General features: G+C 70.7%; 9 protein-coding genes. 5 read left to right on the top strand and 4 right to left on the bottom strand.

Translation table 11 applies throughout. The features are described from left to right. Positions 1–155 precede the first annotated feature (155 nt). The 4 genes from Ssi02_RS37275 to Ssi02_RS37290 all read right to left on the bottom strand — a co-directional run bounded on the left by Ssi02_RS37275 (position 156) and on the right by Ssi02_RS37290 (position 4243). Positions 156–695: a hypothetical protein gene (locus Ssi02_RS37275; RefSeq protein ID WP_204033151.1), complete on the bottom strand. Its 540-nt coding sequence runs from the start codon at positions 693–695 to the stop codon at positions 156–158. Positions 696–698: 3 nt separating this feature from the next. Further along, positions 699–1865: a hypothetical protein gene (locus Ssi02_RS37280; RefSeq protein ID WP_204033161.1), complete on the bottom strand. Its 1167-nt coding sequence runs from the start codon at positions 1863–1865 to the stop codon at positions 699–701. Positions 1866–1997: 132 nt separating this feature from the next. Then, complete coding sequence (locus Ssi02_RS37285; RefSeq protein WP_204033176.1) at positions 1998–2567, bottom strand: FixH family protein; 570 nt, start codon at positions 2565–2567, stop codon at positions 1998–2000. Then, the gene (locus Ssi02_RS37290; RefSeq protein ID WP_204033181.1) at positions 2564–4243 is read right to left on the bottom strand and encodes a DUF8832 domain-containing protein; all 1680 of its coding nucleotides are present in this window, start codon (positions 4241–4243) and stop codon (positions 2564–2566) included. The genes Ssi02_RS37285 and Ssi02_RS37290 overlap by 4 nt, the downstream gene beginning before the upstream one ends. A 255-nt stretch (positions 4244–4498) precedes the next feature. On the opposite strand from Ssi02_RS37290, the gene Ssi02_RS37295 reads away from it, so the two are divergent. The 5 genes from Ssi02_RS37295 (at position 4499) to thyX (ending at position 13410) form a co-directional block, all read left to right on the top strand. Next, on the top strand, positions 4499–5695 hold the full coding sequence (locus Ssi02_RS37295) for a sensor histidine kinase (RefSeq protein ID WP_204033187.1): 1197 nt from the start codon (positions 4499–4501) through the stop codon (positions 5693–5695). A gap of 224 nt (positions 5696–5919) precedes the next feature. Then, the gene (locus Ssi02_RS37300; RefSeq protein WP_204033192.1) at positions 5920–6585 is read left to right on the top strand and encodes a response regulator; all 666 of its coding nucleotides are present in this window, start codon (positions 5920–5922) and stop codon (positions 6583–6585) included. 285 nt (positions 6586–6870) lie between these two features. Next, positions 6871–9009, top strand: coding sequence for an anthranilate synthase component I (locus Ssi02_RS37305; RefSeq protein WP_204033198.1), 2139 nt, complete (start codon positions 6871–6873; stop codon positions 9007–9009). Between the two features lie 1566 nt (positions 9010–10575). Further along, a complete protein-coding gene (locus Ssi02_RS37310; RefSeq protein ID WP_204033209.1) occupies positions 10576–11664 on the top strand; it encodes an amidohydrolase family protein in 1089 nt (362 codons plus the stop codon). Between the two features lie 114 nt (positions 11665–11778). Continuing rightward, positions 11779–13410, top strand: a complete 1632-nt coding sequence (gene thyX / locus Ssi02_RS37315; protein ID WP_204033218.1) for an FAD-dependent thymidylate synthase — start codon at positions 11779–11781, stop codon at positions 13408–13410. The last annotated feature ends 24 nt before the right edge of the window (positions 13411–13434 follow it).

Below are 13434 nucleotides of genomic sequence, written 5' to 3' on the forward strand. Positions count from 1 at the left end.
GGTGGAATACCCGGTGCGGGGCGTGGGCAGGCGTTCCGCCCGGGGCCGGGGCCGGGGCGGCGCTGGGCCTGGGGTCAGGTGTGGGCCGGGACTCGGGCGACTTTGGTCCTCGGCTCGGGCGTTCTACCGGGGGCCGGGCGGCTCCGGGCGTGGGGTCAGGCGGGGGCCGGGGCTCGGGCGGTGCCGGTGCGGCGCCAGGCCACGGCCAGGAGTGCGATCAGGCACCAGAGCGGGATGGTGCCGATGGCCCAGCTCAGCGCCAGCGGAGGGCCGGGCTGCTCCAGGACGGCGATGTTCTTGAGCACCCCCTCGCCCCGCCCCTGCGGGCCCTCGACGGCGAACGCGAAGCTCCACGTGCCCTGGGAGTCGAGGGACGTGGTGTCCATGCCCCACACCTCGCGCTTGCGCGGGTGCCTGGCCATGGGACGGGGCTCGTCCTCCCCTTCGGGGCCGGTCATGGCGATCGTGGCACGTTTGCCGTGGATGCCGCCGTCGGGGACGAAGGTGAAGTCCAGCGACCGCATGGCCCGGAGCGGCCAGACGCTGAAGCCGACGGTTATCGTGTACGGCCCGGCCTTGACCTTCTCGGTGTGCACGATGTCGACGGGCGGGTAGGCGTGGGCGGGCGCCGCGCTGAGCGCGGTGAGCAGCAGCGCGGCGATCAGCGCGGCGGCGGTTTGAAATGGTCGGCGCATCGGTCAGCGTCCTTCCGCGGAGGGGGCGGTCGTGGGCACCGCGTGGCGCAGGATCAGGCCGAAGCCCCTGCCGAGGTGCCCGGCGAGCGCACCGAGGACCACGCTCGAGGCGATAAGTACGATGTACGCGGCGTTGAAGAACGGCGCGCCCCACACCAGCGAACTCTGCACGATCCAGCCGACCGCGAGCAGCAGTCCGGCGAGCGCGCCCACGAGGGGCGCCGCCCGCTTGAGGGAGGCGGGGGCACGCGGCGCCCGGGAGAGGGCGGCGTGGACGACCAGGGCCACGGGGAGCAGGCTCATCGCCATCATCCCCGGCACCACCGGCCCCCCGTCACCTACGAAGTCGCGCAGCGGCAGACCGGTCACGTCGGCGTACCAGCGGGTGGCGGCGGGAGTGAACCACCACAGCACGGCCTGAACGCCCGCGTAGGCGAGACCATAGGCGAGCGTCAACCGGGCGCTCCGTACGAAGACGACGACGGTGACGGTGACCATCGCCAGCAGGAAGATCTCGCCGATGGTCGACCCGCGGATGCGGAAGGGGCCGAAGCTCAGCAGGTTGAGCCCTTGCAGCGACACCATCGTAAAGGCCGTCATGACGGGGGCGGCCACGACGACCCCGGCCTTGCCCCAGGTGTGCTTCCACGCCGTGGCGAAGACGACCACGACGCCGACCATGGTGAACGAGATCGACAGGAGCAGGCCGATGTGCGGGGGCGACTCGATGACGGCGTCGAAGCCGTAGAGGCTGTGCCACCACATGTCGGCCAGGCCGTACAGCAGGAAGCCCGCGGCGCCCGCCCCCGAGATCAGGTAGCCCACGGGGGCCTGGAAGGTCTTGCCGAACACCGCGATCGGCTGTCCGCCGGTGCTGGGGTCGACGGGCCGTCCCGCGCGGTGCGCCGCGGTCGTGCTGAGCACCACGGCCAGGCTGGCGAGCCCCGCCAGGGCGCTCCCGGCGTACAAGAACAGGTGGGGCAGCGTGAAGAACGTGTCGGGGCCGACGTCGACGTGCCACTGCACGTCCCAGCTGAGCGCGGTGAGCGAGAACACGACGCCGAGCATGACGACTGAGGCTGGAATCCAGCCTTTGGACGCGATGGCGGCGCGTGACGACGCCGAGGCGCGCCCACGCCCCGAGGCTGCTCCGGGCGCGGCGATGGTCATGAGATGTTCCCCTTTGTGGTGAGGACTCGCTGTGGAGTCGTTGTCGAGTGATCGGTTGGTGTTGTGTGGCCGGGTTCTGCTGTGGGACCGGCTTTTGCTGCGGGTTCGGCAGGGTTCATGCGGGGCTGCCTGTCATGTGACCAGCACCGGGAAGACGGCCTGGTCGGTGCCGGTGGGGCCGCGGAGCACCACGGTGATCTCCCAGGCGCCCGCCATGAAGAACCGCACGTTGTCCGCGCGGTAGAGCCCCGGCGCCCCCGCCACCGCGGTCGCGGGTGCGGCGGCGTGCCCCATGTGAGGCATGACCGGTTCGACACTGACGGTCGTCAGCGCCGCCGGCTTGCCCTGGCGGTCGGTCACGTGCACCGTGACCGGGCTGGTGCCCCTCTTCGGGCTGTGCAGGGTGAGTTTGATCTGGTAGGCGGCGGTGCCGTTGTGGAGTACGGCGGGGCCGCCGGCATCCCGGGGCCAGAAGATCCACAACGCCAGCCCGGCGAGGAGCGCGAGGGAGAGCACGGTCGAGAGGAACCTGCGCTTACCTGTGGACCGAGCCGAGGTGGTGCCGTCTGCCGGGACGCCGAGGGTTGTGGTGCTGCTGTCGGGTGCCGGGATGTTGTCTGCTGAGACGTCGTTTGCTGGGGTGCCGCTCGCCGGGGTGCGGCCGGGCGCCGAAGGGCCGTCCGCCGGGGTGGTGTCCGTCATGCTGGGGGATCCCCTCCCTCCGGTCGCCCGACGTCGAGGATCGCGGGCACCGTCACAATCGAGTAGTTCCGCTCCGCCTGCACCCAGAGCCGGTAGCGCCCCGGCTGCGGGAAGGTGTAGGTGAACCTCACCGTCGGCCCGAAGGCCGCCACGGTCTCATCGGGCTGACCGCCCACACCGTCCTTCCGTACGGCCCCCATGGCGTGCACATGCGCCCAGATCGGCGCGCTCTCGGTGGCCTTGCCCACCGGCTTCCCCTCGGGCAGCGGACCAACCACGATCATGTGCCCCTCCATGCCGAGCCACGGCTGGAGGTCGGCTGTGTCGCCGATCTTTGCGTTGATCGTCGTCGCCTGTCCTGCGACGACCTCCGTCGCGGAGGGCTCGACCGCCGCCTCCTTGGCGGCGCCGGCCTCGGCGGACACACCCTTCGCAGCGGACCCGCCGGACACTCCCTCGGTGCCGGGGGTGCCGGGGGTGCCGGGGGTGCCGTTGGAGCCGGCGATGCCGGTGGCTTCGCCGTACGCCCCGCCCGTGACGGACAGATCCACCGCCGTCCCGTCCACCTCACGCAGGCCGAGGCCCTTGGGTTCGGGGGCCGGTACGGCGTGAGCCAGGCCGGGCCCGACCTCGAAACCGGTGGCCGAGCGCAGCAGTTGCACCCCGCCGCCGCGCCGCGCGACCTCCGCTGTCACCGCGTAATGCCCGGCCTCGCCCGCCACCAGGCTCACCTGGTAGTGACCGCGTCCGATCCGCACCGGATGCAGGTGCCAGAGCCGTCCCGACGGCGACACCACGATCAGATGGATCAGCGCGCTGTCGTGCACGAGCAGGTCGTCGACCGGCCGCCCGGTGGCCCCGTCGGTCAGCAGCAGGTCGAACTCCACCCGCCGCCCCGCGCTCGCCTCCTCCGGCGGTCGCAGGTGCATGTTCACCGGTGGGCGCGAGAGGTCCTCCAAAGGGGGACGTTTGACGGAGTAGGGCGCCGTGACGTTGTCGATCGTCGGGTCCAGATCCGGGCCGGCCTGCGGCGGCAGCGGCGTGGTCGCCGACAGCAGCGCCCCGGTCACCCCCACCGCTGCGGCGGCGACCATCCCGCCCGCAGGGAACAGCGACAACCACCACCGACGTGCCCACACCACAAGCGCGAGCGCGACGAGAAGCAGTGCACCCGCGGCGGTGAAACCGACATAGGCCGCGAATTCCGGAGGCGTGACCACACGCGCCGGCACGATGAACGGGATGCGCGCCACCCGTTCCCCGTCGTCGACGGCGAGCTCCCACGGCCCCGGCCGATCCACCCGCAGGGTGACGCCGTGGTAGCCGGGGACGGCACCGAGGTCCAGCGTCCCCTCGGCGACGACCGAGCCCGCCGCGGGCAGCTCGCCCGCCGCGGTGCTCGCGCCCGTCGGGATCACCCGCAGTGCGAGCCGCCCGGCGGGAGTGCCCGCGTGGGTGATCACGTCGACCCTGAGCGGCCCGGGTACGGCGTCGGCCCGGCGGACCACCACCGTCAGCTCCCTGGCCCCCAGTGTCTGGGATATGTGCAGGTCCTGGCCCGCCGGTGCCCCGTCGGCCCACGCGGGCCGCCCTCCCGTCACCGCACCCGCGGTGAGGACCACCAGGACGATCAGGAGCACCGTGGACACCCGCAGAAGGAATCCGTAGGTCTTCATCGAGGGGCGACGCTATTCAAACGCCCCCAGGAAAGCGTCCTCAAATGGTGTGATTCCCCATCCCTCCCAGGAGGGACATTTGACCCTACGTTGGTGCAGGTAATCAGTTCTACTGATGTCTTTTGCCAGGTTGGCGGGATACCTTTCCGGGACACCCACTCCTGTTCAGCGCCCCTCCGGCGGCCGACCGTGCGGCCGCGGCCGTACCCCTAGGGGTAGGCGGGTTCGCGTGACAGGCCGACGTAGTGGAGCAGCGTGAACCAGGTGCGAGACCCCAGCCGTTCGTTAACCCGTCAGGCGATTCTGGTCGCCGCCGCGTGCGTCGTGGCGGATGTCGGCTCGTTCATCGTCGCAGGCCCGTCCCCCTCCGGCGGGCCGAGGCTGTGGGCGGCGCTCGTGATCCTCGTGGTCGCCGACGCCGCGCTGGCCGGCCCCGCGCGGCTGTCCGGTGTCGTTGCCGTCCTGCAGGGCACGGTCCACCTCTTCGCCGGCCACCTCATCGTCGACGGCGCGGGCGACCCGCGCTCCGCTACCACGGCAGGGCTGCTCGTCGCCGGCTACCGCGCCGGGGCGTGGCTGCGCTCCACCCACTCGTTCGTCGCCCTGGCCGCTCTCGTCGCGGGCGTCGTGGGCGGCACCCTGCTGACCGGACAGCACATCGGGCTGGGCGCCGTGGGATTCCTGGTCATCGGCAACGCCCTGCTGCCGTGGATGGTCGGGCGTTACACCACCGCCAGACGCGCCTTCCTCTCCAAACTGGAGCAGCAGGCCGAACAGCGGCGCATCGCCGAGGAGGCCGCGGTGCAGCGCGCCGTCGCCGAGGAACGCAGCGCCATCGCCCGCGACCTGCACGACGTGATCTCCCACCACGTGAGCGCCATCAGCGTGCACGCCGGCGCGGCCCGCCTTGGCCTCGGTACGGCGGAGCCCGGCACATCGCTCACCGGCGTGGCGCGTTCCCTCGCCGCCGTGGAGGAGGGCACCCGCGCCGCCATGGCCGACCTGCGCAAAATGCTCGACATCCTCAACGGCACCGGCACCGGCACCATGCGCCAGCCCGGCCTCCACAACATCGACGAACTCGTGGAAAAGGTCCGGACGGCGGGACTGGCGGTCGAACTGGCCATGCGCGGCATGCCGCGCCGCGTGCCCGGCTCACTCGACATCGCGCTCTACCGCATCGTCCAGGAGGCCCTCACCAACGCCCTCCGCCACGGGGACGGCGACTCCGTCAGCGTCGAACTCACCTACCAACCCGGCGATGTCGTCGTCACCGTCACCAACCCCATCCCCAAGGGCCTGCGCGTCCGGACCCCCCGCGACTCCCCGGCCCGCGGCCTGGCCGGGATCAGACAGCGCGTCGCCCTCTTCGGCGGCCGCATCACCTACGGCACCCAGGCCGACGGCCGCCACTGGCGCCTCCAGGTCGGCTTCCCCCTCGAAGCGACATGATCGCGACGGGTCCTTCGCCGGACCGCTTCATCGCGGTGGCCATGGTGGGCTTCAGCCCGGTGCCGTTCACGGTGTCCCGAGCCACGTATGGCCCTTACCACCCGGCCCGATCTTGAGCGCGTCGCCGAGGTCGCCGGCCGCCGTGCCTCCTAGAGCTTCGCGACACGGCATGATCGTTATGAGACCTTTCCTTTCCTCTGCCGCCTAGTCCCTGGGGAGACCGTGTGACACTGCGCGTGCTGCTAGCCGACGATCACGCGATGTTCCGTTCCGGCATGCGGGCCGTCCTCGACACTCAACCCGACCTCGAGTGCGTGGCCGAGGCCGCCGACGGCCGCGAGGCCGTGGCCGAGACCCGCAGGCTCCGCCCCGACGTGGCCATCCTCGACGTGCGCATGCCGAGGCTCGACGGCCTGGCCGCCACCGAGGCGATCCTGTCCGCGCCCGGCAACACCACCAGAGTTCTTGTACTGACGACCTACGACAGCGACGAATACGTCTACCGCGCCCTGCGGGCCGGCGCCAGCGGATTCCTGCTGAAGAGCCTGCCCCCCGAGGAGATGACCTCGGCCATCCGCGTCGCGGCGCGCGGCGACGCCCTGATCGACCCCTCGGTCACCAAGCGCCTGGTCGCCCGCTTCGCCACCTCGATCGAACCCGCCGCGGAACCCCCCGGTGTCGGACGGCTCACCGTCCGTGAGCGCGAGGTGCTCATGCTGCTCGCCGAAGCCCGGAGCAACGCCGAGATCGCCGGCGCCCTCCACGTCGGCGAGGAGACCGTGAAGACACACGTGTCCCGCATCCTCGCCAAACTCGGCCTCCGCGACCGCGTCCACGCCGTGGTCTACGCCCACCTCAACGGCCTCACCCGCCGTCACCACCCCCGCTGACCATGCGGGCAGGACATCACGACGGCTGTCGTGGCGCGGCGGAGCCCCGGAGGCACGCCGACCTGCGGGGGCGCGGCCGACGTGGCTTTGCCGTACTCGCGTTGCGTGATCATCGGGTTGGGGCTAGCCTTGGCGCCATGCGAACCCGTAGCAACTCAATGTGGTGGCGCCGCTTCTAGGCGGCGCGGGTTCTCGCATGTGAATCAGACGGCCGCCCTGGGAGGCGGCCTTCTCCATGCCCGCCCCCGGGGCATCATTATTTGCGAAGTGGGGCGAGATTCAAAGGTGGAGATCAGCGGATATACCACCGCCAGTGGGGTAGCGGTTGAAGTGTCGGCCGGTGATGTGCCCGAGTCGGTGCTTGAAGAGATCGTGAGCTCGCTCGGCCGGCGCCGGGGTGGGGTGTTGTCCTCGGGCATGGAATACCCCGGCCGCTACAGCCGGTGGCACCTCGCCTATGTCGACCCTTGCCTGGAGATCGTGGCCAGAGGGCGGCGCATCTCGGCCAGGGCGCTCAACGCGCGCGGGCGCATCGTGCTTCCCGCCGTCACCTCGTGCCTGCTGGCGGCGGGCAAACCCACCGAGGAGCCGTCCGGCGACCGGGTCGAGGTGCACGTCCCGGAGTCGGAGGACCTCCTTCCCGAGGAGATGCGCAGCCGCCGCCCCACGGTGTTCAGCGCCATCCGCGAGGTGATCGCGGCGTTCAAAGGCGACGACGAGCACCTCGGGCTGTATGGCGCGTTCGGTTATGACCTGGCGTTCCAGTTCGAGCCGATCCGGCAGGTGCTCACCCGCCCCGCCGACCAGCGCGACCTGGTGCTCCACCTGCCCGACCGGGTTCTCGTCGTCGACCGCAAACGCGAGACCAGCCGGGAATACCTCTATGAGTTCACCGTGGACGGCGTCACCACCGCCGGCCTGCCCCGCGACGGCGAGACCCTGCCCCTCGCGCCGCCGCCCGCCGAGATCCCGAGTGACCCCGTGCGGGGGCACTATGCCGAGGTCGTGGCCGCGGCGAAGGAGAAGTTCGTCCGCGGCGACCTGTTCGAGGTCGTGCCCGGCCAGGTGTTCCACGCGCCCTGCGCCGACCCGCCCGCCTTCTACCGGCACCTGCGCGCGAGCAACCCCGCGCCCTATGAGTTTCTCTTCAACCTGGGCGACGGCGAGCACCTCGTGGGCGCCTCCCCCGAGATGTATGTCAGGGTCGGCGGCGACCGCGTCGAGACGTGCCCCATCTCCGGCACCATCGCCCGCGGCGTCGACCCCGTCGAGGACGCCGAGAACATCCGCACCCTCCTGTCGAGCATCAAGGAGGAGTCGGAGCTCACGATGTGCACCGACGTCGACCGCAACGACAAGTCGCGCGTCTGCGTCCCCGGCAGCGTCAAGGTGATCGGCCGCCGCCAGATCGAGATGTACTCCAGGGTCATCCACACCGTCGACCACATCGAGGGCCGCCTGCGGCCCGAGTTCGACGCGCTCGACGCCTTCCTCACCCACATGTGGGCTGTCACCGTCACCGGCGCGCCCAAGACCTGGGCGATGCAGTTCATCGAGGAGCACGAGGCCACTACCCGGCGGTGGTACGGCGGAGCAGTCGGTTACATCGGCTTCGACGGCTCGATGAACACCGGCCTCACCCTGCGCACCGCCCAGATCAGGGGCGGCGTCGCCGCCGTGCGCGCCGGGGCCACGCTTCTGTTCGACTCCGACCCGCACGCCGAGGAGCGCGAGACCGAGCTCAAGGCCAGCGCCCTGCTCGGCGCCCTGGCCGCCGTCGGCCGCCCAGCCGCCGAGCCCGCCGAGCCCGCCGAGGCCGAGCAGCCCGGCGCGGGCATGTCGGTGCTCCTCGTCGACCACGAGGACTCCTTCGTCAACACCCTCGCCGACTACTTCCGGCGGCAAGGGGCGGAGGTCACGACCCTGCGCCACGGCTTCCCGCTGCGCATGCTCGACGAGCTCGCCCCCTCGCTGGTCGTGCTGTCACCCGGCCCGGGGTGGCCGTCCGACTTCGGCACCTCCGCGCTGCTGGACGCGGTCTATGAGCGGGGGCTGCCCGTCTTCGGGGTGTGCCTCGGCCTTCAGGCCATGGTCGAGCACGCGGGCGGCACTCTGAGCCTGCTGCCCTACCCCGAGCACGGCAAACGCGGCCAGGTCGGCCGTGAGGGGGAGAGTGCGCTGCTGTCCGGCCTGCCCGCCGAGTTCACCGCGGCCCGTTACCACTCGGTGCACGCCAAGCGGGAGGGTGTGATCGGGTTCGATTCCACCGCCTTCACGCCCGACGGGGCTGTGATGGCGATCGAGGACCCTGCCAACCGGCGCTTCGCCGTACAGTTCCACCCGGAGTCCATCCTCACCACCGAGGGCGGGGCGGGGGAGAAGATCATCGCCAATGTGCTGAAATTGGCCGCCCGTAACACCTGAGAGCGGACATTCGCCTTCTCGAAGGAAGGCTCAGGTAAAGGGCTTAAGTAAAGAGAGTAAAGACGCCGGACCGGTGGGGCTGAAGGGCCTAGAGTCTGCACGGCGTTGAGACACGGGGCCGGTGAGGTGATGTCCTCACCGGCCTCCGGTTGTCTTCGCGCGCCATTCACGCGGCACTCACGGCAACGGCGAGGGGGAGCGATGCGGCCACACGACGCGGGGCGCTTCGACGCGGCATCCGCCAGCGGACTGGTCGACGGGCTGATCACCGGCACCCGGCGCCCCTCCCGGGCACGCCGCGCCGTGCCTCCGATGGAGCCTCCGGGCGAGGGCCGTCTCGCCGGGGGAGACGGTGGGCCCCCTCGGCGGGTCGGCAGGGGGAAGGCCGATGACGTGCAGGTCCCGGAGGGGGCCGGCGGGGGGCCTGAGCCGGAGGGGGGCCCGCCTCGGCGGGCGGGCAAGGCGAAGAGCGGTGAGGTGCCGGAGCAGGCCGGCCCGCTTGCCCGGCGGCCGGGCAGGGCAAAGGCCGGTGAGGTGCCGGTTCAGGGCACGGGTGGCGGGTCTTTCGAGGAAGAGGATGCGTCCCCCCGGCAGGAGGCCAGGGCGAAGAGCGGTGATGAGCCGGCCCGGGGCTCAGGCGAGTGGTCCGGGGAAGACGATGCGTCGCCGCGGCGGGCGGCCGGGGGGAAGGCAGGTGGTCCTCGGCGTGGGTCCGGTCGCACGGTGGACGACGATTCCGTGTCCGACGGCGGGGTGACTTCCGATAAGGCCGTTCAGGGGAAACGTGGCGGGGTTCGTGGCTCCGGCGGCGACCGCACGGGCGAGGCGGGCCCCGGGTTGCTCCCGGGCGCGCGTCAAGACCCGGCGGGGGTGGCTCATGGAGGGGGGAGTGAGACCGGCCAAGGGGCTGAGCACGGCCCGGCTTTCGACGAGCTTCGTGGGGAGTCACGGCGGGGGAGCGACGCGGGGTGGGTGCGGAGAGGGCGGGCCGGCGCCGTTGGTTCGGGAGGGGCACAGGCGGCGGACTCGGGTTCGCCGGCACTCGTGCAGCCTGATCTGGGGCTTGAGACGGGGCACACCGTGACGGGCCACACCGCGACGGGCCACACCGCCAAGAGGCCCTCTCGGGGTGGCGTGGGCCGGGCAGAGGGCGGGCTTGCCGGTGGGAGCGGTGTGGGAGCGCACGCGGCGGACTCGGATGATCCCGGTGAGCCTTCGCGCGCGGACGGCCGGGCGTTGAGCGGGCCTGCCGCCAGGGGCACGGCCGCCGGTGGGATGGGGACGGCGAACCGCGAGTCCGGCGGCGGCCGCCGCGGGAGTGATGCCGGGCGGACGGGTTGGAGCCGCGTCGACACGGGTGGCCTGACGGGGGCGGTGAGCGACCTCGGCGGGGACACGGAGAGCGGCGGTGAGGAAGGCGGGGCGGGTTTAAGAGCCCGGGAGGGGCGGAGCGAGACGGGGCCGGGAAGGCGATCGCGGCAAGCGCGTGGAGGGTGGGACGAGGAGGACGGCGCCGGGTGGCCCGACGGGCTGCCTGATCAGGTGCGGGAGGCCCTGCTTGCCCCGATGATCGATCAACACTGCCGGGGGGTGGAGCGTGACGACCTCTCCAGGGCGCGGTTCGAGATCCTGATCGCGGAGTCCGGAGCGCCCGCCCCGCCGGGCACCACACACTTCGACAGCTCCGCCGGTGTGGCGGTGCGCCGATGGTGTGCGCCGCTGCTTGACCTTCCGGTGCATGCGGCGCCCGCCGTCTACCTGTCGCGACGCGCCGAGCTCGGGGCCGACGAGGTCAACTGGAGGCTGCTTCGAGCCGCGGGGGTGGCCGCGTTCCTGGTCGACACGGCGGACGCGGGGCCGGAGGTCCTGTCGACGGCGGAGATGGGGCGTCTCGGCGGGGCGGCGGCCGACGAGGTCGTGGGGCTGGAGGGCATCGAGCAGCGGGTCGCCGAGAGGGCCCGCACCGCGGTCGACTACATGGAGTCGCTGGCGGTGGCGCTGCACGAGCGTGCGGCCCGCGCCGTCGGCCTCACCTCGGCCATCGCGCACCGGCACGGCTTGCACTTCGACCCCGCCCGCCCGAGCCGGGGGTCGGTCATCGCTGCGGCCAACCGCCGTCTCGCCGACCCCAAGGAGATCCTCGGCGACCCGGTGCTGCTCAGGCACCTGCTGTGGGCCGCCGTCGACGTGGCCCGCGAGCGGGGGCTCCCGCTCCAGCTTCCGACGGGCCACGGGCGAGCCGGGATCGATCCTTACCGCGCCGATCCCACATTGATGGCGGGGTTCGTCAGGGTTGTGCAGCACCTCGGGGTGCCGGTCATCCTGCTGCACTGCCACCCGTTCCACCGGCAGGCCGCCCACCTGGCCGCCGTCTTCCCGCACGTCTACCTCGACCTCGGCATGGGCCTCGCCTCCTCGGCCTCCGCCACCGCCATCGGCGAAGTGCTCGACCTTGTGCCCTTCCACAAGCTGATGTTCGGCTCCGGCGGCTCGGCCCTCGCCGAGACCCTGCTGCTCGGCGCCCTCCACCATCGCCGCGGCCTCGCCCATGCCTTTGCCGCCCGCATCGGCCGGGGCGACTGGTCGCCCGCCGACGCCGCCCGCTTCGCCCACATGATCGGCTCCGGCAACGCCCGCCGCGTCTACCGGCTGTGATCGTCTGAGCGGAGACCCGGATCGCAGGTCATGGTGAGGACGCCTGAGCGGTGCGGTGACGAGGAGGTCTAGCATGTACGGCGGTCTGGGTAGCGATGACGACAGGGGGATCTCATGAGCGGTGAACCGCGTTTCCTCTCCGACGTGACCGTCGAGCTGGTGCGGCACAGCGCGAAGGACACCGACGTTCTGTGGGCGGCGAGGGTGTCCACGGCGGGGGAGCAGTCGATCGAGGAGGTCAACAAGGACGCTGAGAAGTCCAAGGGGTTGATCAACTACCTCATGCGGGACCGGCACGGCAGCCCGTTCGAGCACAACTCGATGACCTTCTTCATCAATGCGCCGATCTTCGTGTTCCGCGAATTCCACCGTCATCGAGTCGGCTGGTGTCTCGCCGGCGACTCCGAGATCACGCTGGTGAGTGAGAAAGGGCATATTCGCCGTCGAACCATCGCAGAGCTCTACCGGCTCTGGCATCACGGTGTCGAAGACGTCCTGCCCCGTGCGGGGGGAGGTGTCTCGTGGCACAAGGGTGCACAGAAGTGGACAGCGCAGGTTAGGCACAGCAAGCGCATTCACTATCTTGGGCTACATGACACAAAGGAGGCGGCAGCTCAGGCAGTAGCCGCTTTCAGGGAGGCAAACCCTTCGAAGCGAGTGCGAAAGCTCGACTCGGTCCGCCGCAACCATGTGCGATGCTTCGACGAGGTGACTCTCATGGCCTCTCGCGCCAGGATCGTGGACGTGATGGAGTCCGGGGTCAAGCAGTTGATCCGGCTTAGCACAGCGAGTGGTCGCACGCTGAGGTGTTCCGTTGATCATGCGGTCCTCACCCCGCATGGCTGGAGGAAGGCCGGAGAGCTCGTCGTCGGCGACGAACTCATGGTCGCAGGCACGGCACCACGTCCGTCCGAGGCGCTGGTTCCCCCCTCGCTTCGCCGGGGCATCGGTGTGTGGACCTCTATGCAGCGGCTCCGGCTCATCAAGCAGGTGGACACCTGCTATCTGTGCTCTGAGACATTCGATCGCGACGAGTTGACACTGGACCATGTGGTTCCTGTCGCATCGGACCTACTGAAGGCTCTCGATGAGCGCAATCTCAAGCCCGCATGTACGAAGTGTCACCGGACGAAGAGCAATTCGGAGCAGGCCCTGGCTAAGCGTGGTGGGAAGATCTCCATCGCGAAGCCCGACCCGATCGTCTCCGCCGAAGACGACGGTGAGGAGATGACCTACGACTTGTCGGTCGAGGGGCCTTGGCATAATTTCCTCGCAAATGGAATTGTCGTGCACAATTCATACAACGAGGAGAGTGGGCGTTATCGCGAGCTAAGTCCGGTTTTCTATGTGCCGGGGCATGAACGCAAGCTTGTGCAAGAGGGCAAGCCCGGGCGTTATGTGTTCGTGCCGGGGTCCGACGAGCAGCACAAGGTGGTCACCGAGGCGATGGAGTCCTCCTATCGCCAGGCATATGCCGCCTACCAGGAGATGCTGGAGGCCGGTGTCGCCCGTGAGGTGGCCCGGGCCGTGCTCCCCGTCGGATTGTTCTCGACGATGTATGCCACGTGCAACGCCCGCTCGCTGATGCACTTCCTGTCCCTGCGCACCAAGGACGAGCGGGCGCGTGTGCCGTCGTTCCCGCAGCGCGAGATCGAGATGGTGGCCGAGCGCATGGAGGCGATCTGGGCTGAGTTGATGCCGCTGACCCACGCCGCGTTCGTCGCCAACGGGCGGGTCGCGCCCTAGGAGACCGCGGGCTGAGCCGGTCCC

It is taken from the genome of Sinosporangium siamense (assembly GCF_016863435.1).
Taxonomy (GTDB): domain Bacteria; phylum Actinomycetota; class Actinomycetes; order Streptosporangiales; family Streptosporangiaceae; genus Sinosporangium; species Sinosporangium siamense.

Coding starts and splice junctions, on each gene's coding strand:
- thyX (WP_204033218.1), top strand. CDS start 11,779: ATGAGCGGTGAACCGCGTTTCCTCTCCGACGTGACCGTCGAGCTGGTG.
- Ssi02_RS37310 (WP_204033209.1), top strand. CDS start 10,576: ATGATCGATCAACACTGCCGGGGGGTGGAGCGTGACGACCTCTCCAGG.
- Ssi02_RS37275 (WP_204033151.1), bottom strand. CDS start 695: ATGCGCCGACCATTTCAAACCGCCGCCGCGCTGATCGCCGCGCTGCTG.
- Ssi02_RS37285 (WP_204033176.1), bottom strand. CDS start 2,567: ATGACGGACACCACCCCGGCGGACGGCCCTTCGGCGCCCGGCCGCACC.
- Ssi02_RS37290 (WP_204033181.1), bottom strand. CDS start 4,243: ATGAAGACCTACGGATTCCTTCTGCGGGTGTCCACGGTGCTCCTGATC.
- Ssi02_RS37280 (WP_204033161.1), bottom strand. CDS start 1,865: ATGACCATCGCCGCGCCCGGAGCAGCCTCGGGGCGTGGGCGCGCCTCG.